Below are 21,069 nucleotides of genomic sequence, written 5' to 3'. Positions count from 1 at the left end.
CTAACCGGTGCGGCGCAGCAAAATGACCAACACAAACACACCGCCAACACCCGCCGTGATAATTCCTATCGGCAATTCCTGAGGGGCGGTGAGGGTTCGGCTAAGAATGTCGCCAGCGGAAAGCAGTACTGCGCCGAGAACGCCCACCAAAGGTAACAGCCGTCTGTGGCGCACGCCGGTAAATGGCCGCGCCAGATGAGGCACCATCAAGCCGATAAAACCAATCACTCCGGTCAGAGAAACCAAAATTGCGGTCGCCATCGAACAACAGATAAACACTTCGGTTCTTAAGCGACTGACATTAATACCCAGTGACCAGGCCGTTTGCTCACCCGCCAGTAAGGCGTCCAGTGCGCGGCCACGCCTTGAAATCAGCACGATAAGGATAACTAGCGCGGCGGCAGCAAATCCCAGGTTCTCCCAACGAGCAAGACCTAAACCTCCCAGCGCCCAAAACAGGGCATTGCTGGCTGCACGCTGGTCGCCGGAAAAAATCAGGAAATTGGTTAAGGCGCCAAATAAAAATGACACCGCCAGCCCGCAAATAATCAGCTTTTCCGTACCTTTATGTGATTGAGACATAAAGATGATGATTACCGCTGCGGCCGATAACATGCCGCCGACAAAAGCGGCGACGGGTAGCGTCCAGGCACCAAGGCTGTCGCCCAGGCGGGTTATCACCAGCACCACCCCCGCAGACGCGCCGGAAGACAGGCCGAATAAAAAAGGGTCAGCAAGGTCGTTACGCGTCGTGGTTTGCAGTAGGGCGCCGACGAGCGCCAGCCCAGCCCCCGCAATAATGCCAAGCAAAGTGCGCGGCAAACGTAGCTCCAGCACAATGCTTTTGGTCATCTCGTTGATATCGCCGTGTGCTAAACCCAGTGCCGTTAAAACGTCGGTAAACGAGAGCGGCACGCTACCAGTCGCGACGCTGGTAAGAATCAGCCCCAGCAGCAGAAGTGGGGCCACAATCCATGCCAGCACGTAGCGTTGATTGCCGAACATTAATTAAATGCAGCCGGATAGAGCGCCCGGGCAAGTTTGTTAATGGCGGTAATGTTGGCGGGGCCTGGGGTCAATTCCTGGTATTTCAATTTGAGGTAACGATGATGAAGCACCGCAGGCGTTTTTTTCATCAACGGATGCTGCTCCAGGAAGCGCCGTAGCCCGTCGGCACCCCCGTTATAATCAGACTGATAATCCATCAGAATAATGAATTCCGGTTCCGTGGCGGCGACACTTTCCCAGTTGGTGGTCGCCCAGCTTTTATTCAGGGTATCCATCACATTTTTGCCACCCGCTGCTTCGATAATCGCCGTGGGCATAGCGTACGCACCGCTGGTAAAGGGTTTGTCTTCGCCAGAGTCATAAAGAAAAACGCGTACGGGTTTAAGCCCTGCGGTTTTTGCTCGTGTGGTGGCTACCTGTTTTTTCCAGCTATTAACCAGTTTTACTGCGTCTTCTTCTTTGCCGAATACTTTGCCCAAACGCACCATATCACCGTACAGCAGGTCCATGCTGGCACGTGGGCGATGGCTATCAACATGAATACAACTTTCAGTCAGGATCAGCGTTTTGATATTGAATTTTGCCAGAGCTTGAGGTGTGACATCGCCCCGTAAACCGTAGTTCCAGCCAGCAAAAAACAGATCGGGTTTCACGGCCAGCAGCGTTTCCATCGAAGGATATTTAGGCGCAATTTCAGGGATGGAACCCTGTAGGCGGTTAAATGCCGGAATATCTTTGTACCAGCCGGTAATTCCGCTGACGCCCACCATGCGGGGTTGCAGGTGTAAGTCGAATGCCATTTCAGACATATTGATATCATGAACCACCATGCGCTTTGGCGCTTCGGTGAAGGTCATTGATTGCCCGCAGTTATCAATGGTGACGGGAAAACCGGAGGCGATAGCCGGGCTGGACATCACGGCCAGTAACGCCGGGATTGCTAATTTGTTCACATATACTCCTGATTCATGAGGAATTACACCTCACTTAACAGCCGGAATAATTCCAGCCGCTGCACCATACAGGAATTGACGGAGTGAATAGGTCTGCTGAGATCAAACTATGATTAATTAATTTCGCCAGGCAGGGCTTCGAAGATGCGCAGGGTTTTACCACTCAACGGATGCGTGACATGCAGACTTTGCATGCCGAAAACCTGCTCCAGCCACGATGAGTCCAGAACTTGCGCAGGCGTTCCGCTGCATACCAGTTCCCCCTGATTCATCATCAGAACCCGGTCGGAGAAGGGCTGAATCAATTCCAGGTCGTGCAACACGGCAACGGTCGTCATGTTTTTGTGTTTGATGAGGCTGAGTAGCTGGTGCCGGGCCAACGGGTCGAGGTGATTCGTCGGTTCATCGAGCAATAACAACGCGGGCTGCTGGGCTAAAACGCGTGCAAACCCGGCGCGCTGGCGCTCACCGCCGGATAATTTCCCTAGAGAAACATGCTGTAAATGCGCGATGCCTACATCGTTGATCGCATCGGTAATCACTTTTTCATGTTCACCATTCGAGTATTCAGCCTGCCAGGGAATACGCCCCAGGGCCACATATTCACTGACCGTAAGACGCAGATCGGCGTTGTCATGCTGAGTCAGAAGTGCCACGGTGCGAGCGCGTTCCAGCGGCTTCATGGTTTTGAGCGTTTTACCCTGAATGACAATCTCACCGCCGGCGGGTTGCAGTTCGCTGATGATCAGCCGTAACACGGTGGATTTCCCGCTCCCGTTCGGCCCGATTATCGACACAAATTCTCCGGCATCAATATCGAAAGACACCGCATTAACCTGCGGAGTTTTACCGGCAAAACAGTGTGTAAGGTGACGAACTGAAAGTAAGGATTCAGGCTTTGGCGATTTCATCGGGCATGTCATTTACTAAAAATTTGGCGGGTAGCATAACAGCCATGTTGCCTTGGGCAAGTCAAAAGCCGCGATAATCAGTTGCCAGATAGTTCGTTATATAATTTAATATACATCGAATTTTCTTCTTATCCAGATGGCACTTATGTTAACTCTTCGTCATATCGCGCTGGTTTGTGCCAGTGCATTCTTCGCATCCTCCGCTCACGCCGACCGCATGATTACCGACCAGCTTGGCCGCCAGGTCACGATCCCCGATCACGTCAATAAGGTAGTGGTGCTCCAGCATCAGACGCTGAATCTGTTGGTGCAACTTGATGCACAAAAAGATATCGCGGGCGTGATGACGAGTTGGAAAAAGCAGCTCGGCCCTGAGTTTGCCCGCTTTATGCCGTCGATTACCTCGTTGCCAACGCCCGGCGACCTGACAGAGGTGAATATAGAAAGTCTGCTGGCGATCCACCCGCAGGTGGTGTTCGTCGCCAACTACGCGCCTGAGGCGATGATTCAGCAGATTCAGAATGCGGGCATCCCGGTCGTGGCGGTTTCGCTCAGAAAAGGTGCGGACGGTCAGCAAGACAAAATGAACCCGACGATGGGCGATGAAGAGCAGGCGTACAACGAAGGCTTGAAACAGGGGATTCGTTTAATCGCTGATGTGGTGGAGCGTAAAGCGCAAGGTGAGGAGCTGATCAAATATACCTTTGACGCTCGCGCTAAATTTAATGCGCCAGTAGCCAACATTCCCGATGCCAAAAAAGTCCGCGTTTATATGGCGAACCCGAATTTGATGACTTACGGTTCTGGCAAATATACCGGCCTGATGATGAAGCACGCCGGGGCGCAAAACGTGGCAGCCGCGAGTGTGAAGGGCGCGCGTCAGGTTTCCCTTGAGCAGGTGTTGCAGTGGGATCCGCAGGTTATTTTTGTGCAGGATCGCTACCCGGAAGTGGTGTCTGAAATCGAGAACGATCCGAACTGGCAGGGCATTGATGCGGTGAAAAATCATCGTGTCTGGTTAATGCCGGAATATGCGAAAGCCTGGGGTTATCCTATGCCGGAAGCGCTGGCAATCGGTGAGTTGTGGATGGCGAAAAAACTCTATCCCGATGCCTATAAAAACGTCGATGTGGATGCCCAGGCGCAGGATTATTATCAGCGTTTTTACCGCGTGAACTGGCAGACCAATGCAAAGCAGTAAGGCTTTTATTACCCGGCAGCTGGCACTGGTTATCGCTGTACTGGCGTTGGGGGTCGGCTCGCTGAGTCTCGGCCATTATCCCTTGCCGTTAAGCGACGTTTTCCACCAGCTAACCCATTATTCGCAATCTTCGGGTATCGCGGGTCAGGTGATTTGGTCAGTACGTTTGCCGCGTATTTTAATGGCGCTACTGGCGGGCGGCGCTTTGGGTTTGTGCGGCGCAACACTTCAGGGCGTGTTTCACAACCCGCTGGTTGATCCGCATATTATCGGCGTAACTTCCGGTTCTGCCTTTGGCGGCACACTGGCGATTTTGCTCGGTCTCGACCCATTGCTGATGATGGGTTCAACGTTCTTTTTTGGGCTGAGCGCGTTGATTCTGGTGTACGCCATCGCGGCATTGCAAGGGCGAGAAAATGCGCTGGTGCTGATTCTCTCCGGCATCATTCTGAGCGGTTTTTTTGCCGCGCTGGTGAGCCTGATTCAATACCAGGCCGACACCGAAGAAGTTTTGCCCAACATTGTGTTCTGGCTGTTGGGCAGTTTTGCTACCGCAAACTGGCACAAAGTCTGGATGCTGGCGATCCCGGTCAGTATTGCTGCCGCAATTTTGTTCCAGTTGCGCTGGCGCATCAATCTGTTATCCCTGAGTGATAAAGACGCAAGAGCGCAGGGCGTTTCGGTCGTGACATTGCGGCGTTGTGTGTTGTTTTGTTGTGCTTTGTTGGTGGCAGCACAAGTTGCGGTGAGTGGCAGTATTGCCTGGGTGGGCCTGGTGATCCCTCATCTGGCGCGGCTTTTGGTGGGCGTTGATCATAGGCGCTTGCTGCCCACGGCATTTTTGCTGGGCGGTGGTTTTATGATTATCGTCGATGATATCGCCCGCACGCTGATGCAGGCCGAAATCCCCATTGGGATCATTACGGCGCTGGTGGGGGCACCGCTGTTTACCGTTCTGTTAATTCACGCCAGCCGCCGGGGGCGCCGATGAAAAACGGGGAATTGCGCGTTCAGCAATTGTTATATGGCCATGATTCACCGCTCTTTGATGCAATGGATTTTCACTGCCAGCGTGGAGAAATTTGGGCGGTGCTCGGGCGCAACGGGCTGGGAAAAAGTACGTTATTCGATACGCTTACCGGGTTCCTGAAACCGCTGGGCGGGAGTATCGAACTGCAGGGCGGTGTCGGCATCGTGGCCCAGCATTCGCACCTGCCGTTCCCATATCTGGTGAGCGATGTGGTGCTGATGGGACGCGCTCAACATGTGAGACTTTTTTCACAGCCGGGGCGTAAAGATAAACAGGCGGTAATTGATGCACTGGAACAGTTAAATATCGCGCATCTGGCCGCCTGCACGTTTAGCTCGCTTTCCGGCGGCCAGCAGCAACTGGTGATGATCGCCCGCGCGTTAGTGACCGCTAGTCAAACGCTGTTGCTGGATGAACCCTGTGCGGCTCTGGATTTAGCCAATCAACAAGTGGTGTTACAGCTCATCAGCGATTTGGCGCACCGCCAGCAGCGCGGCATTATTTTCACCACTCACGACCCGGTTCACGCATTACAGGTCGCAACCCATACGCTACTGCTTTTGCCGGAAGGGAAATGGCTGGCCGGCGCGACCGATAGCATCGTAACCGAAGAAAATATGCATCAGGCGTATGGATTAGCGTTGCGTAAATTCAGGGTGGAGAATTACGCCACCCCGTTTATTGCGCCGCTGTTTATGATTGAGAAGTGACAGTTAAAAAGCCCGCAGCCGTCAAAAACGCTTGCCCTTCAGGGCTAAGAATAAAACTGACCAGCATGTTGACTTCGCGTGTGCTGTCGAGCACCGCCAACTGGTATTCACACAAAATATTGTGATCATCCGCAAGTGTGATGCAGCGAATATCCGTTTGCCCGGACAGCGCTTTGGCGTAATGAGCGTAGCCGATGAACACATCTGCAAACCCCTGGCGCAGGATCCACGCGCTGGCAAGTTCACCCGTCGGAATATGCAGCGTGTCGCGACCGCCCACCAGGGGAATCGAGCGTTCACGCAGTTGTTGCCCTAAGCCGGTTTTATACAGTTCAAGCTTATCGAATAGCGCCCAAGTGTAATCACCAGAAGGGTCGCAACCTGGAGTGGAAGTCCCGATACGTAATGTGGGGTCACACAATAACGTCAGCCAGTCTCCCGTTTTTTGCGTCGTTAAAGCCAGTTGATTCCAGCTAAAGGTGTGGGTTTCACACGCTTTGCCGCTTGCCAGCAAATGCTGCGGGTGCTCACGGTTAGCGGAGGCGAAAAGGGCGCAGGGTTCGCCTGCTTCAATGCGCTCTCGCAGCAGGCCCGCCGGACCATACTGAACCGCCACTTCAATGCCGGTTAGTTCCGTAAATCGCGCCAGCAGCGGCGTGAAAGCCAGTCGTAAACTGCCTGCGGCAAACAAGTGTAATGGAGACATGATTAATTGTGTTCCTTAGATTACAAGCTCGCTAAAATCCAACCCTATTTTATGCAAAATTAAACAATTTAGATTCAGAACTCGCACAAAAAAATAATAGTTTAGTGGCTCATTCCTCTAACATGCGCGCTCTTTTTGGCAGCTTTACCCGCTAAGTGCTTAAGGTTTGCCGATTGTCTTTTTGTTTTAGGGTACACATGAATTATAAAAAATTGATCCTCATTGCTGTTTTGGCGATGGCAGGTTGTAGTGCGAAAGGGGATACCGCGAGTCAGCAACGAAATAGTATCCAACACATGCGAATTGATACGTTATCGAAACTGTATAAGATTCATCCCGAAGCGCGAAGTGAAATTCTGAACTCGAAAGGGTATGCCGTTTTCTCCAATAACAGCAGCAAGATTTTTGTCTTCGGATTTGGCAGTGGCTACGGCGTGGTAAAAGACCTCAAAACGGGCAAAGACACATACATGAAAATGGCACAGGCCGGTGCCGGGGTGGGTATCGGCGTGAAACAATTGCGTACCGTACTGGTGTTCAATGACAGCAAAGCGCTGAGCGATTTTGTTAAGAATGGCTATATCGTGGGTGCAGATGCGAATGCCGCCGCTAAATATGACGATAAAGGATTGCCAGCCGTTAGCGCATCAGCCAGCGCCGTAGCACCGGGTACTATCTCGGTTCCAAAACCCGTCGATGTTTATGAGATTACTGAAAAAGGTCTTGCTGCCCAGGCGATGGTCAACGGTTATAAATACTGGCCTGATGATACGCTGAACGGTAAATAATGTCGGTCGGTTAAGCGAAGCGTCATCCGGCATCACAAAGATAAACGGTGGATGACGCTTGCGCTTATCCACCCTACAAAACCCATTTATCACGCGACAGGTAAAGAAGTTTAAAAGACTCCTTCATTTACTTATGTCAGGAGATAGCTTCAATTTGTATTCCGGACTGGATTTTCCCTGAATACCCGCAATAAATAAAGGTACCAACAAAATAGTCTCCAGAGTTAAACATGCTTAACAATTACAGCGTCAGAACCGTTATCATTGTTTTTACAGCAGCCTCTCTGGTCATGATGGATGTCATGGCGTATTTATTATCAGCAAATATGCATTTTTACCTCATGCTAAATGGGATCGGCATCGTATTACTTTTAACGCTTTGGTTTTACATGACGCGATATCTGGTGAAGCCGATTAATGAAGTAAAAAGAAATATTGATGAAATCAACTCCGGGAATTTATCAATATCTATCCGCGAATTTGGTAATAACTGTGCAGGTAAATTAATCCCTGGCATTAACAGCCTCGCTCGAGAAATTTCCAGTCTGGTGATGGATATTAGAAAGTCTTCTAATTCGGCCAGTGTATTATCCGCAACGCTTGCTAATCAGAGTGCCGAACTTTCAGTAAAAACAGAGCAGCAATCGGCCATGTTGATGCAAACCGCATCAAGTATGGAAGAAATCTCGGCAGGGACGAAAAGTAACGCCGAGAACACCCGTCAATTAAATACTATTACCAGCGAGGCTCATCAGTCCGCAGGCCATGGCAGCGAGCTAATGCAGAAGCTGACCGAGAACATGGTATCGATTACCAATTGCTCGAAGAAAATGACGGAAATCATCAGCATCATTGATGGCATTGCCTTCCAGACCAATATTTTAGCCCTGAATGCCGCCGTTGAAGCCGCGAGAGCTGGCGAACATGGTAAAGGATTTGCGGTGGTCGCCGGTGAGGTCAGGGTGCTGGCGCAAAAAAGCTCAGAATCGGCGAAAAACATTAAATCGCTGATTGAAACGACCAATACTAATGTTTTGCAGGGGGCCAAACTGGTCTCGGAGGCAGAAAAAAATATGCAGGCCATCGTATCGGGGTCAGAAGATCTTAATGTTTTGATGGAGCATATTTTCTTATCGACAAACGAGCAGGAAAAAGGGATTCAGCAAATTACGATTGCCTTGTCCGAGCTGGAAAAGGTCACGCTGAGTAATGCCGCAGTCGTTGATGAACTCGCTGAATCCTCTGACGTGCTTAAAAACCAGGTCGTCGAATTGCAAAACAGAACCAGCAATTTGCGTTTGAGCGATGAGCAAAATGTCGCGGCGGCGGTAATTGCACAACCGGTGCCAAAGAAGTTAATTAAAAATGCACCAGAAGGGCACTGGCAGACATTTTAACTTGTAGGGTGGATGACGCTTATCCACCCTATAAACCCATTTATTCCAGACACCAATTCCCTTCAGCAAGCGATAAACGCTCGGTTAAATTCAGATTCTTCAGGAACATCTCATCGTGTGAAACCACAACCATTGCCCCCTGGTAGTAGCACAACATGGTTTCGAGTGCCTGAATTGACGGTAAATCCAGATGGTTTCCGGGTTCATCAAGCAAAAGTAATTGCGGCGTGGGATCGGCATACAGCACACAAGCTAGCGCGGCTTTCAAGCGTTCGCCACCGCTCAGTGAGCCGCTGGGCGCCTGGATTTTATCTGCGTGCAGGCCAATCTGCGCCAGCCGCATACGCAAATCGGCTTCCCCTGATATGCGATTGGTTTCCAGCATTTGCTCAAGAACCGTGCGACGTGGATCAAGTGTGGCGAGGTGTTGATCAAGCCAGACACTCTGCTCAACAACCCGGCACTCTCCGGCTGAAGGCTTGAGTTTCCCCGCCAGTACTTTCAATAAGGTGGATTTCCCACAGCCATTATTCCCGACGACACCGATACGTTGCTGGGCGGTTAACGTTAGATTCAACGGTGAGACAAAGTTAGCCACGAAGGGAAGTTGGACATCCTTTAGTTCGCCAATCTGGCGACGCGAGAGTGAACTCACTGCCAGCGAATGCACGACGATGGCGGCGTTTTCCTCCACCTGGCTTGCCGCTTCGCGCACCCGTTGGTCGAGAGTCGAGAGAGTAGCGGCATGCTGCTGGTGCAATTTACCCGCTGACGCTTCACTTCGTTGCTTCTGTCCGCCGAGTAAAATTTTAGCCTGATTGGCTTCGCGCCCCTGGCGGTTTCCTCGCGCCTGCCGTTTTTCAAGGCGTTCTTTTTGCTCGCGAAGGGCTTTTTGTTCACGCTGACGTTCGCGTTTGCGTAATTCATACTGTTGCAGCGTGGCTTGTGTTTCCTGCGCTTTGAGCTGTGCATAGAGCGAATAGTTACCGCCGTAGCTGCTCAATCCTTGCGATGACAGCTCCACAATTCGCGACATGGATTGCAGTAGATCCCGGTCATGGCTGACTACCAATAATCCTCCGGGCCAGCGCTGTAACTGTGCAGTGAGTGCCTGTCGGGCGGCGCGGTCGAGGTGGTTGCTGGGTTCATCCAGAATCAAAAAATCGGCTTCGGAAAGCCATGCGCCAATCAGTGAAACGCGCATAGATTCACCGCCGCTTAACCGTTGGGCGGGCGTTGATGCTTCCAGGTATCCCAGGCCGCAGCGCTCCAGTTCATGTTGTAGCTGCTGACGGATATCCCAGCGGTTGCCGACAGTATCAAAATCCAGGGGAGACACACTGCCCATTTCGATACGTTCCAGCGCAGCAATAATATTCCCGACACCCGCCAGTTCAGCGACGGTTTTGTCTGCCCTGGCGGTAACTTGTTGCGCGAGGTAATACACCGAGCCGGAACGGATGCAGCGCCCGAAAGACGGAGGGATTTTGCCCGCCAGAATTTGCGCAAGCACGCTTTTCCCTACGCCATTGCGCCCGACCAGGCCGGTGTGTCGTGAGTCGAAACTTTCGTTAAGTTGGGTGAACAGCGGGGTGCCGTCAGGTAAGGTAAAACCAACGCTTTCCAGCGCGATATAAATATTCGTCATAGGTACTCCACAGATGCCAGAAACTGACCCGGAAACCGGGGCAAGAACATTGGCCGTCACGGTGACGGCAGCATCAATAGCGCATTGGACGAATACCTATAGAGAAGAAATGAAGTGAGCTATTTTAATTCAGGAAACGATAAAGTAAAGAATCGGATTTTTTTTGAGCAGAATCGCCTCGTCAGACAGGAGAATAAAATTGAGAAAGCGACCCGCAGCCAGATTGTTGATTATTGACGAAGCAGGGCGACTATTACTGTTCAGATACACCCACAAGGATGATGCGCTGGCAGGCAAGTCTTATTGGGCCACGCCGGGTGGCGGAGTTGAAGCAGGTGAATCCTTCGAGCAAGCCGCCATCAGGGAACTACAGGAAGAAACAGGCATTGTTTGCCAGGATATGGGGGAGTCTGTCGCGCGCAGAGACTTCATCATGAAGCTACCCAGCGGAGAAGTCGTTCAGGCGCAGGAGCGATATTACGTGGTGCGCTCGGGCAGTCATGCGATAAATACCCAGTGCTGGAGCCATAATGAAGTTAAAATAATCAGCGACCATCACTGGTGGAGTGCAGACGAGTTGCTCGCGACTTCTGATTTGGTTTATCCGCACAATCTGACTGAAATGATCGAAACAGCGTTTAAAAACCATCAATAAGGAGAACTTTATGAGCGCAGAATTTAAAGGTGGGATTGATATTGCCATCAAAGTTCCACCCCATCAGTTTCAACAGACACTCGACTTTTACCGCAATGTTCTCGGGCTTCCTGAGATTACCGATAAACCGCCCGCCACCGGGTTCGAACTTGGCCCGAACCGCTTGTGGATAGATGAAGCGCCAGCATTAAGCCAGGCTGAAGTCTGGCTCGAACTGTTTACCCCGGATTTCAAGCTGGCTGAAAAACATATTGCAGATTCTGGTGTTGTTCGCTGTGATGCGGTCGAGCCGCTACCAGAGGGTTTTAAAGGAGGATGGGTGATGAGTCCGTGTAATATCGTTCATATGCTGCGCGAACCTGAAGCCTGGTGAGATTTCATGAACGGCGCGCAGAAACGCAAACTTGAAACCTTTTTCAAAGACTCCAGCCTGGCTCGCTAATCTATTGAAACAGACCAACCGATAACTGTGCGTTATTTATTCAGGGCGTGATACGATGAACCTCATTCATTGAAAGGTAAATCATCATGTCCTTCTTAGATTCCGCAATGAAACGCTTCAAAAATGCCGCTAACGGCACCGTGACATGTCCGATCTGTGGCAACAAATCCCAGTTTGCCGCCAGCAAAATCCGTCAGGGGCAAACCTTGCTCTGCCCAAAATGCAAATCACTCTTCGTCGTTCCGCGCTGATTATTCTTTTTGGCACGCCTGACGAAAATCCCGCAAGAATAAAACGAACAAGTTTTAACCTATACTTTGAAGAATCTTGCAGCTGTTAAATCCCTGATGCCTGACACCCCATCCTGAGAGAACGTTTCTGATTTGATTGAACAACTGCTCCTGCGCGTTCACATCGCCTGACGAGCAAATTCATGAAATTAAATTTAAAACAGTGGTTTACCGCGAGTAACACACTGGAGCCCCATTCAGAAATCCCCGGCTGGTTGGGTACAGAACCCGCAAATGAAAGCCCTATCAAATCAGAGCTATTTTCTGCTGCTCAAATGGAACGTTACGGCCAGAAGCTGGCGCGTTCCCATAAAATATCGACCACCAGGCTGCCTTACTATTTGCTGAAACGCCTGGAAGATAACGAAGCGATCATTACCAGCAACTGTTATCTGCTCAACGCGGGTGAAAAATCGGGTATTACGCCTGCGGGTGAATGGCTGCTGGATAACTATTATCTGATCGAAGAACAGATCCGCGTGGTTCGCCATCATTTGCCCAAGAACTTTGGCAAGGGGCTTCCACCGCTTGCCGCGCCGCACAATTGCCCACGTATTTATGATATTGCCTCCGAAGCCATTGCGCATGCCGATGGGCGTTGGGATGCGGTCAGTCTCACCAGTTATATTGCGGCGTATCAGCAGGTAACACCGTTAACGCTCGGCGAGCTTTGGGCGCTGCCGGGCATGTTGCGCCTGGCGCTGATTGAGAATTTACGCCGGGTCAGTATCGAAGTGGCCGAAGCTCAGAAAGAGCGCAATCTGGCAGATGTCTGGGTGACGCGAATTTTTGAATGTGCCGAAAACACGCCAGCCGATTTGATTATGGTGATTGCGGATATGGCACGTTCGCGCCCACCATTAAGCAGTGCTTTTGTGGCGGAACTGGTTCGCCGCTTACAGGGGCGAGGGAATATGCTCTCTTTGCCGCTGACCTGGGTTGAACAGCGCCTGGCGGAAACCGGTGTCACGACCGATTATCTGATTCATCGCTTTAACCAGCAACTTGCCGCCAGCCAGCTTTCCGTCAGTAACAGCATCGCCGGTTTGCGTCTGCTCAGTGAAACCAACTGGGCAGACTTCGCCGAAGCCATGAGCCTGGTTGAACAAACACTGCGTAGCGACCCGTCGGGGATTTACCCGGCAATGCATTTTGATACCCGCGACCATTATCGGCACATCATTGAAATACTCGCCAGGCACAGCCATCACAGTGAACCGGAAGTTGCGCGTCATATTCTGGGAATGGCTCAGGCTGCGGACGCCGCATCGCCCGGGCATCATGTGGGGTATTACTTAATCGGTGAAGGGCGCGTAGCACTCGAACAACAGCTTGGGGCTAATACGTCCTGGGTGGTCCGGTTGCGCCACAGTTTTAATCAAATTCCGCTGCTTTCCTGGCTGGGTAGTCTCAGCCTGTTGACGACTGCCTTTACTGCCCATGTTTTGTCCCGTACCCATGAGCAAGGTATGACCTGGCCGCTGGTGCTTCTGGCGCTGCCGTTGGTGGTGATTGTCAGCCAGTTAGCGGTCAATTTGCTGAGTGAAGCCACAACCCGTTTTCGCTCACCCATGCCGTTGCCACGCATGGACTTCTCGACGGGCATTCCGCCTGAGTTTTGTTCGATGGTGGTGATTCCTTGTCTGCTCACCAGTCGGGCGGGAATCGACCGGCTGCTGAATAGCCTGGAAGTGTGCTATCTCGGTAACAACACGCCAAACCTGTACTTTGCCTTACTGACGGATTTCGCCGATTCCCCGGATGAAAATTCGGTGGAAAATGACGAGTTGCTGCACTGGGCGGAAGCGCAAATGCAGAATCTGAACCGGCGCTATGCCTCTGTCTCCCAGCCTCTGTTTTTCCTGCTTCACCGTTCGGCGCAGTGGAATGAACAGCAAAACGTCTGGATGGGGTATGAGCGTAAGCGCGGCAAACTGTCGATGCTGAACAGTTGGTTACGCGAACCCGCAGCGCAGTTTTCTGAAGTCCACGGCAATGCCATCACGCCACCCTCCGGCGTGAGATATGTCATCACCCTGGATAGCGATACCGTTCTGCCGCGAGATACCGCTCATAAACTGGTGGCGACGATGGCGCACCCGCTCAATCATCCGGTATACGACCCGGTAAAACAGCGCGTCGTGAAAGGATATGGGATTTTGCAGCCTGGGCTTGCGGAGGAAATTCCGCGTGACGGGCAGGGACGTTATGCGGCGATGTCCAGTAATGTGCCGGGGAATGACCCGTATTCGATGATGTCATCGGATATTTATCAGGACCTGTTTGGCGAAGGATCGTTTGTCGGCAAGGGCATTTATGATGTCGATACTTTTGCGCAAGCCACGCGCAATACCTGCCCGGAAAACCTGGTACTGAGCCATGATTTACTTGAAGGATGCTATGCTCGCTCGGGGTTGCTCAGTGAAGTTCTGCTTTATGAGCAGTACCCTAATCATTACCTGACTGATGTATCCCGGCGTACCCGCTGGATACGCGGTGACTGGCAGTTGCTTAACTGGCTGAAATTCAACGTCAGAAAGGCGGACGGAACGCATGACAAAAACCCGCTGACCACGCTTTCACGCTGGAAATTGCTGGATAATTTGCGCCGCAGCCTGGTCGCACCGTCATTTCTGATACTGGTATTTTGCGCCATTTTGCTGGTTCCGAATCCCTTGTTCTGGCTGGCGGTGCTGGCCGTTGCGCTGCTACTTCCTGGCGCGTTGGTTCTGGCCCAGGATCTCGCGAACAAACCCGCCCGACGACCGTTCTTGCAGCATCTCAAACTGGTTTCTTACGGAGGACTTAAACGTCTGATGCGCGTTGGCATGGGGTTTATCACGCTTCCTCATGAAGCCGGGTATTCGCTTCAGGCCATTGCGGTGACGTTATGGCGTCTGGGTATTAGCCATCACAACCTCAATCAGTGGGCCAGTTTTGACCAAACCGCGTCAGGAGCAAAAACTTCACCGCTGCGTTTTTATCGCGCGATGTGGCTCAATGTGGTTTCAGGTATTGCGTTAATCGCTCTGACATCCTGGCTTTCACCGATGCTGCTGTTTTTTGCGGTACCCATTGGCGTCCTGTGGTGCCTGGCTCCTTTGTTATTAAGCTGGTTGAGCCGCGAACCTGTCCGCCAGACCATCACGTTTAATGCTGAAAACAAACGCCTGTTGCGCCAGAGTAGCCGCGAGATCTGGGCCTTTTTTGAAACGTTTGTCACTGAGAAAGAAAACTGGCTACCGCCGGATAACTACCAGGAAATTCCCCAGCCGGTGATTGCTCATCGCACTTCGCCGACCAACATAGGTTTGTCGCTGATGGCCAACCTGACGGCGTGGGATTTTGGTTATATTCCGCAAGGTGACATGCTGCAACGCATCACGCTGACGCTCGACACGCTGGATAAAATGGAGCATTACCGGGGGCATTTATATAACTGGTATGACACTCTCACCCTAGTTCCGCTCAATCCACGCTATGTCTCAAGTGTGGATAGCGGGAATATGGCCGGGCATTTGCTTACCCTTAGCGCGGGTTTAACCGGGCTGCGTAACCAACCGATCCTTAACACCCGGCAATTGCTGATGGGGCTTGAGGACACGTTGCAAATCCTCGAGAAAACCTGGGGTCAACATGCCCCGACGTCGTTGCGTCAGTTGCATAACCATTGCAAAACGGCGTTTACACTCCATCCGTCGTTACTCTTCCCAGAACTGAAAAATATGCGGGCGCAAAGTAATCGCCTGCACGCCCTGTGTAGTCACGAGGATGGGAGGATTCGCCGCTGGGTGGATCATCTTCAGCATCAGTTAGTGCTTATCTGCCACGAGTGGACGCATTTCCTCAGCTGGCTGCCCGCGCAGTGGGAGAGTGAATCGCTACCCACGCTATCCTGGCTGGCGCAGGCGAAACATAGCGGCGAAGGCACACCCTCAGAATCCGTGATTCGCCAGGCTCGCACGCGTCTGGATATTATTACCGAGCTGGAACAACGCCTGACTGAACACGCCCGAATGGATTTCGTCTTCCTGTATAACGAAGTCACCAGCCTGCTGAGTGTGGGATATAACTGCGACAACAATAAGCTCGATAACAGCCATTACGATTTGCTGCCCTCTGAAATTCGCCTGACCAGTTTCCTTGCGATTGCCACCAATCAATTACCGCTGAAAAGCTGGTTCGCGCTGGGGCGCTTGTTTACCACCATTGATAACGAAACGGCGTTGATGTCGTGGAGCGGATCAATGTTTGAATATCTGATGCCAAACCTGGTGATGCCGACCTATCCCGGAAGCCTGCTCGAAGAGATGAGCCAGTCGGCGGTGAAACGCCAGATTGACTGGAGCAAAGAGCGGGGCGTGCCGTGGGGGATTTCGGAGTCGGGTTACTACTCCTTCGATGCGCTGCAAAATTATCAGTATCACGCTTTTGGTGTGCCAGGGCTTGGCTTACGCCGTGGGCTTGCGGATGACATGGTGATCGCCCCTTATGCCACCATGATGGCGTTAACTATCTCGCCGCATAAAGCCTGTGAAAATCTTCTGAAACTTGAGAAAAACGGCGCTCGTGGGGAATACGGTTTTTATGAGTCGCTGGACTACACGCCGTCACGCCTGGCCAGCGGCCAGATGTATGCCGTGGTGCGTTCGTGGATGGCGCACCACCAGGGAATGGCATTCCAGGCACTTTCGCATGTGCTTTCAGGTGCGCCGATGGTAGACAGATTCATGACCAGCCCGGCGTTTCAGTCGGCACGTTTGTTATTGCAAGAAAGGGTGCCTGATGCGGTTGAGTTGTACAGCCCGCGTCGCCATTTCGAATCTCACGAAGGGGTCCTGCAACCTGTTCAGTATGAAACCCGCGAGTTTACTGATGTTGATAGCCTGATTCCCGAAGTCCAGTTGTTATCGAATTCAAATTATCACCTGATGGTTAGCCAGTCTGGCGGCGGTTATAGTCGCTGGAAAGACCTGGCGTTAACCCGCTGGCGCAGCGACGCGACCTGCGATAACTGGGGCGCGTTTTGCTATATCAGTGACCCTGTCACAAATGAAGTGTGGAGTAATACCTGGCAACCGCTCGGTGAGCCCGTCACCCAGTACGACGCGATATTTACCGATGCCGGAGCCGAGTTCAAACTTATGGCGGGAACGGTTGGCGTGAAAACGCAGATTGTTGTCTCACCCGAAGATGATATTGAGTTGCGGCGTGTGACGCTGCTGCACCGGGGGCGGCAACCGCGCACCATCGAGCTGACGACTTATGCCGAAGTGGTTCTGGCGCCCAATGAAAGTGACATGGCGCATCCGGCATTCAGTAATTTGTTTATTCAGACGGAGCTGGTTCCCGAGCAGCACGGCATTCTTTGCCATCGTCGCCCTCGCTCGCCGGATGAACGTTGCCCGTGGATGTTTCATACCATGGTGGTACACGGGCAGGCGCAAAACGAAATCTCGTTTGAAACTGACCGCGCAAAATTCCTTGGGCGCGGAAGAACACCCGCCAATGCCATTGTGACTGAACAAGGCGGTTTGCTCAGTAATAGCGTGGGGCCAGTACTTGACCCGATTCTTGCCATTCGCCAGTCCATCGTTTTACAGCCTGGCTTGCCGGTGACGGTCGATATTATTTATGGCGTGACGGAAAGCCGCCAGCAAAGCCTGGCATTGGTGGAGAAATATCATGACCATCCGATTGCCGATCGCGTATTTGAACTCGCGTGGTCGCATAGCCAGATAGTCTTGCGCCAGATTAATGCCAATGAAGACGATGCAACGCTGTTTAACCGCCTGGCAAGCGCGGTGCTTTTCCCAGGCCCCGAACTGCGTGCGGATGCGAAAACGCTGTGTCGTAACCGGCGCGGGCAGTCAGGTTTGTGGGGATGGTCTATTTCCGGCGACCTGCCGATCGTCATTCTTAATATCACCAGCGATGAAAGTATTCTGCTTATCACCACCATGATTCAGGCGCACCATTACTGGCGCTTAAAAGGCCTGGCCGTCGATTTAGTGATTCTCAATGATAATCCTGGGGGTTATCAGCAGGAGTTACAAAATCAGATAGTAGAACTGCTGATGGCGGGTTCTGAAGCCAGCCAGATAGACAAACCCGGCGGTATTTTTGTGCGTAACGGCGAGCATATGTCGGCAGAAGACAGGCTTTTGCTGCTGAGTGTGGCGCAAATTGTCCTTGATGATCGCGCTGGTGGCCTGAAAGAGCAGCTCAATCAGCGGCTGCAGGTGACGATCCCAACCCAGCAAGCGTTTATTCCGCGCATTGCTACACCGGCTAATCAGCACGAACCGTGGCAGCCGGATACCCGCGCACTGGTGTTTTTCAATGGCCGCGGCGGGTTCTCGCAAGATGGCCGTGAATACCAGATTACGCTTGATGAAAACGACCAGACGCCCGCGCCGTGGGCAAACGTACTGGCGAATGCCAGTTTTGGTACCGTTATTTCTGAGGCGGGGCAAGCCTATACCTGGTATGAGAATGCCCATGAGTATCGCCTCACGCCGTGGGAAAACGATCCGATCAGCGATCGTTCCGGGGAAGCGTATTACCTGCGCGATGAAGAAAGCGGAGCCGTCTGGTCGCCCACCACGTTACCGGTGCGCGGCAACGGGCACTATCTTTCCCGTCACGGCTTTGGTTACAGCGTTTTCGCGCACCGTGAAACAGGCATCGACACGGAATTAACGGTGCTGGTGGCGGAACATGCCCCGGTCAAAATTGCCATTCTGACGCTCAGTAACACCTCCGGGCGCACACGCAAAATCTCGGTTACCGGTTATGTGGAATGGGCGTTGGGCGAGTCTCGCAGCAAATCGGCGATGCATGTGGTGACTCGCGCCTCGACGACCGGGCTTGGCTGTGGGGTGCTGGCGAATAATTTCTACAGTAGCAATGGGTCGGAAAGAACCGCTTTCTTTGCGGTGACGGGCGTGCATTGTTCAGTGACGGGCGACCGCCGAGAGTTTTTGGGGCGCAATGGTTCACAGCGTGATTCGGCGGCCATGAAACAGCGTACTTTGTCGGGTAAAACCGGCGCGGGGCTGGACCCGTGCGGTGCGATTCAGTCTGCCACCACCATCATTGACGGCGATCAGCGGACATTTATTTTTGTGCTGGGTATCGGGCAGAACACGCAGGATGCGGAGCAGATGATTAACCAGTATCTGAATGAAGATGCCGCCCGCAGCGAGCTGGCGAATGTTCACAGTTACTGGCATCGCATGCTTGACCAGATTGTCGTTTCCACGCCTGACCCTGCGGTTAACTTGCTTGCCAATGGCTGGCTGCTGTATCAGACCATCGCTTGCCGCCTGATGGCTCGCAGCGGCTACTATCAGTCTGGTGGCGCTTTCGGGTTCCGCGATCAGCTTCAGGATACGCTGGCTTTGAGCCATGCCGCACCAGAACGGCTACGCGAGCAAATCCTGCTCTGCGCTTCGCGTCAGTTTGTGGAAGGGGATGTTCAACACTGGTGGCATCCGCCGTTAGGCAATGGTGTTCGCACCCGTTGTTCGGATGATTATCTCTGGCTGCCGCTGTCTATTTGCCATTACGTGGCGACGACCGGTGATATCGGCTTACTCGAACATCCTTTGCCGTACCTTGAAGGCCGTGAATTGCAGCCGGGCGAAGAATCGGCCTATGAACAGCCGATTATAAGCGCGCTTGAAGAAACGCTGTGGCAACACGGGGTAAAAGCCATTCGCCACGGTTTGCGTTTTGGTCAACACGGTTTGCCTTTGATGGGCGCGGGAGACTGGAACGATGGCATGAACCTGGTCGGGCTGGAAGGCAAGGGCGAGAGCGTCTGGCTGGGGTTCTTCCTCTACGATGTTTTGCAGCAATTTGCGAAGCTTGCCGAGCAAATCCACGATGAAGAAATAGCCACGCTGTGTCGTGAAGAGGCGGCAAAACTGCAAATCAAACTTGAGGCGGGTGCCTGGGATGGCGCCTGGTATCGCCGGGGCTATTTTGATAGCGGAGAAGCGCTCGGTTCGCAGAGTGCGAAAGAGTGCCAGATAGATGCTATTGCCCAAAGTTGGGCGGTGTTGTCGGGCGCGGGAAGTGCGGAACGTTGTGCGCAAGCGATACAGGCGCTGGACTCGCGCCTGGTTGATAGCGAGGCAGGGCTGATAAAACTGCTGACTCCACCATTTAACGGCAACGGGCCAAACCCCGGTTACATTCAGGGTTACCTGCCTGGCGTCCGTGAAAACGGCGGGCAATATACTCACGGGGCTATTTGGGCGGTGATGGCTTTTGCGCGCAGCGGCAATATCGAACGGGCCTGGCAACTCTGGGCGCTGATCAATCCGATAAATCACGGCCTTAATGCGGATGCGATAGCGCGTTACAAGGTCGAGCCATACGTGATGACGGCGGATATTTACAGCGTTGCGCCGCATACCGGGCGCGGTGGCTGGAGCTGGTATACCGGTTCGGCAGGCTGGGCGTATCGGTTAATCATCGAAACGTTGCTGGGGGTTGAGCGCCACGGCGATTCAATCACGGCTCATCCGTTACTGCCGCGCGACTGGCCTTCAGTGAGCCTGGTTTATCGCCACGGCTCAAGTGATTATCAGATTAACGCGCAGCGTAGCACGGGTGATTATCAGCTGATAGTGGATGGCGTGCCGTTACCCGGAAATACCATAGCGTTGTTGGATGATGGTCAACGGCATGTGGTGGAAATAAGCCTGGGAGCTACGGCCTAAAAGGCGACCAACCAGCGCTTACCGTCGGCTTTCATTTTTGCTTCAAGTTCGCTGCCGCGCGTGGCGAATACGCGGCCCAGAGGGAATCCGCTCTGTTCCAGCAAATAGGCCAGAGCGGCATATTCACGCGGATACTTCACAACAATCGCCGGGTCAATATCCACCGGACCTAACGGGAACGTAAAGGTGCCGATATCGTAAACACTCTGGCGGTGGAACAGTTTCCACTCGCCATTTCTTTTTTCTGCGAGATCGTAAAAACGGTTGTGACACTCACAGCCAATATTGAGCTTCACGTTCTCGGCAATGATGATCGCGTTGGTTTCAAGAATCGCCTTATCCCCGGCTTCATTGAAGGTAATGGCAGGAGTGGCGATGAGATGTTTAGTGCGCAGTGCGGAAGCCCCCATGCGCATTGAACCATCGACAAAGTCGCTTCCCAAGCCTTCAAACCAGGTAATTTCAATGGTGCCATCAGGATGGAACAGATCCCGTAACTGGTCCCATTCGCCTAAATCGCGGTGCATCCAGCCATTCATAAGGTCATTAAGTTGTTGGCGATCTTGTAGTTGGTTTTGCATGTTTTCAATTCCTGTTA

General features: G+C 52.5%; 15 protein-coding genes. 9 read left to right on the top strand and 6 right to left on the bottom strand.

The genetic code is table 11. From position 1 onward, the window contains the following. The 3 genes from M2371_RS05760 to M2371_RS05750 all read right to left on the bottom strand — a co-directional run bounded on the left by M2371_RS05760 (position 1) and on the right by M2371_RS05750 (position 2,872). Positions 1–1,005 (bottom strand): iron ABC transporter permease, encoded by a 1,005-nt coding sequence (locus M2371_RS05760; RefSeq protein ID WP_259267137.1) that lies wholly within the window; start codon positions 1,003–1,005, stop codon positions 1–3. Continuing rightward, positions 1,005–1,961: an ABC transporter substrate-binding protein gene (locus M2371_RS05755; RefSeq protein ID WP_404979372.1), complete on the bottom strand. Its 957-nt coding sequence runs from the start codon at positions 1,959–1,961 to the stop codon at positions 1,005–1,007. The genes M2371_RS05760 and M2371_RS05755 overlap by 1 nt, the downstream gene beginning before the upstream one ends. Before the next feature lie 113 nt (positions 1,962–2,074). Then, a complete protein-coding gene (locus M2371_RS05750) occupies positions 2,075–2,872 on the bottom strand; it encodes an ABC transporter ATP-binding protein (protein WP_259267136.1) in 798 nt (265 codons plus the stop codon). Positions 2,873–3,017: 145 nt separating this feature from the next. On the opposite strand from M2371_RS05750, the gene M2371_RS05745 reads away from it, so the two are divergent. The 3 genes from M2371_RS05745 to M2371_RS05735 are packed head-to-tail and all read left to right on the top strand — an operon-like array spanning position 3,018 to position 5,813. Continuing rightward, the gene (locus M2371_RS05745; protein ID WP_259267135.1) at positions 3,018–4,073 is read left to right on the top strand and encodes an ABC transporter substrate-binding protein; all 1,056 of its coding nucleotides are present in this window, start codon (positions 3,018–3,020) and stop codon (positions 4,071–4,073) included. Next, entirely contained in the window at positions 4,060–5,064 is a 1,005-nt protein-coding gene (locus M2371_RS05740; protein WP_259267134.1) for an iron ABC transporter permease, read from the top strand. Before M2371_RS05745 ends, M2371_RS05740 begins: the two co-directional genes overlap by 14 nt. Next, positions 5,061–5,813 (top strand): ABC transporter ATP-binding protein, encoded by a 753-nt coding sequence (locus tag M2371_RS05735; protein ID WP_259267133.1) that lies wholly within the window; start codon positions 5,061–5,063, stop codon positions 5,811–5,813. Before M2371_RS05740 ends, M2371_RS05735 begins: the two co-directional genes overlap by 4 nt. Here M2371_RS05735 and M2371_RS05730 read toward each other — a convergent pair. Then, a complete protein-coding gene (locus tag M2371_RS05730; RefSeq protein WP_259267276.1) occupies positions 5,797–6,522 on the bottom strand; it encodes a substrate-binding domain-containing protein in 726 nt (241 codons plus the stop codon). The two genes, M2371_RS05735 and M2371_RS05730, sit on opposite strands and share 17 nt — an antisense overlap. A 194-nt stretch (positions 6,523–6,716) precedes the next feature. Between M2371_RS05730 and M2371_RS05725 the strand changes: the two genes are divergently transcribed. Together M2371_RS05725 and M2371_RS05720 are read left to right on the top strand one after the other, a co-directional pair. After that, positions 6,717–7,307 (top strand): YSC84-related protein, encoded by a 591-nt coding sequence (locus M2371_RS05725; protein ID WP_259267132.1) that lies wholly within the window; start codon positions 6,717–6,719, stop codon positions 7,305–7,307. A gap of 230 nt (positions 7,308–7,537) precedes the next feature. Continuing rightward, a complete protein-coding gene (locus M2371_RS05720; protein ID WP_259267131.1) occupies positions 7,538–8,704 on the top strand; it encodes a methyl-accepting chemotaxis protein in 1,167 nt (388 codons plus the stop codon). A 40-nt stretch (positions 8,705–8,744) separates the two neighbouring features. On the opposite strand, the gene M2371_RS05715 is transcribed toward M2371_RS05720, so the two are convergent. After that, positions 8,745–10,352 (bottom strand): ABC-F family ATP-binding cassette domain-containing protein, encoded by a 1,608-nt coding sequence (locus M2371_RS05715; RefSeq protein WP_259267130.1) that lies wholly within the window; start codon positions 10,350–10,352, stop codon positions 8,745–8,747. Between the two features lie 199 nt (positions 10,353–10,551). Between M2371_RS05715 and M2371_RS05710 the strand changes: the two genes are divergently transcribed. From M2371_RS05710 to M2371_RS05695, 4 genes are all read left to right on the top strand, one after another. Further along, positions 10,552–11,007, top strand: coding sequence for an NUDIX hydrolase (locus M2371_RS05710; RefSeq protein WP_259267129.1), 456 nt, complete (start codon positions 10,552–10,554; stop codon positions 11,005–11,007). Positions 11,008–11,017: 10 nt separating this feature from the next. Next, entirely contained in the window at positions 11,018–11,380 is a 363-nt protein-coding gene (locus tag M2371_RS05705; protein WP_259267128.1) for a VOC family protein, read from the top strand. Positions 11,381–11,535: 155 nt separating this feature from the next. Next, on the top strand, positions 11,536–11,700 hold the full coding sequence (locus tag M2371_RS05700; protein WP_156104872.1) for a YnfU family zinc-binding protein: 165 nt from the start codon (positions 11,536–11,538) through the stop codon (positions 11,698–11,700). Positions 11,701–11,882: 182 nt separating this feature from the next. Next, a complete protein-coding gene (locus tag M2371_RS05695; protein ID WP_259267127.1) occupies positions 11,883–20,471 on the top strand; it encodes a glycoside hydrolase family 94 protein in 8,589 nt (2,862 codons plus the stop codon). Here the strand turns inward: M2371_RS05695 and M2371_RS05690 are convergent. Beyond that, positions 20,468–21,052, bottom strand: a complete 585-nt coding sequence (locus M2371_RS05690) for a nuclear transport factor 2 family protein (protein WP_259267126.1) — start codon at positions 21,050–21,052, stop codon at positions 20,468–20,470. The genes M2371_RS05695 and M2371_RS05690 overlap by 4 nt on opposite strands. Between the last annotated feature and the right edge of the window lie 17 nt (positions 21,053–21,069).

The organism is Buttiauxella sp. BIGb0471 (assembly GCF_024807715.1).
GTDB classification, from domain to species: Bacteria; Pseudomonadota; Gammaproteobacteria; order Enterobacterales; family Enterobacteriaceae; genus Buttiauxella; species Buttiauxella agrestis.
This window is presented reverse-complemented; position numbering and strand designations above follow the sequence as displayed.

Bases quoted from the DNA above. Each gene is read 5' to 3' on its own strand.
- M2371_RS05725 (WP_259267132.1), top strand. From the start codon at position 6,717: ATGAATTATAAAAAATTGATCCTCATTGCTGTTTTGGCGATGGCAGGT.
- M2371_RS05715 (WP_259267130.1), bottom strand. From the start codon at position 10,352: ATGACGAATATTTATATCGCGCTGGAAAGCGTTGGTTTTACCTTACCT.
- M2371_RS05720 (WP_259267131.1), top strand. From the start codon at position 7,538: ATGCTTAACAATTACAGCGTCAGAACCGTTATCATTGTTTTTACAGCA.
- M2371_RS05745 (WP_259267135.1), top strand. From the start codon at position 3,018: ATGTTAACTCTTCGTCATATCGCGCTGGTTTGTGCCAGTGCATTCTTC.
- M2371_RS05740 (WP_259267134.1), top strand. From the start codon at position 4,060: ATGCAAAGCAGTAAGGCTTTTATTACCCGGCAGCTGGCACTGGTTATC.
- M2371_RS05750 (WP_259267136.1), bottom strand. From the start codon at position 2,872: ATGAAATCGCCAAAGCCTGAATCCTTACTTTCAGTTCGTCACCTTACA.
- M2371_RS05760 (WP_259267137.1), bottom strand. From the start codon at position 1,005: ATGTTCGGCAATCAACGCTACGTGCTGGCATGGATTGTGGCCCCACTT.
- M2371_RS05690 (WP_259267126.1), bottom strand. From the start codon at position 21,052: ATGCAAAACCAACTACAAGATCGCCAACAACTTAATGACCTTATGAAT.
- M2371_RS05695 (WP_259267127.1), top strand. From the start codon at position 11,883: ATGAAATTAAATTTAAAACAGTGGTTTACCGCGAGTAACACACTGGAG.
- M2371_RS05700 (WP_156104872.1), top strand. From the start codon at position 11,536: ATGTCCTTCTTAGATTCCGCAATGAAACGCTTCAAAAATGCCGCTAAC.
- M2371_RS05705 (WP_259267128.1), top strand. From the start codon at position 11,018: ATGAGCGCAGAATTTAAAGGTGGGATTGATATTGCCATCAAAGTTCCA.
- M2371_RS05735 (WP_259267133.1), top strand. From the start codon at position 5,061: ATGAAAAACGGGGAATTGCGCGTTCAGCAATTGTTATATGGCCATGAT.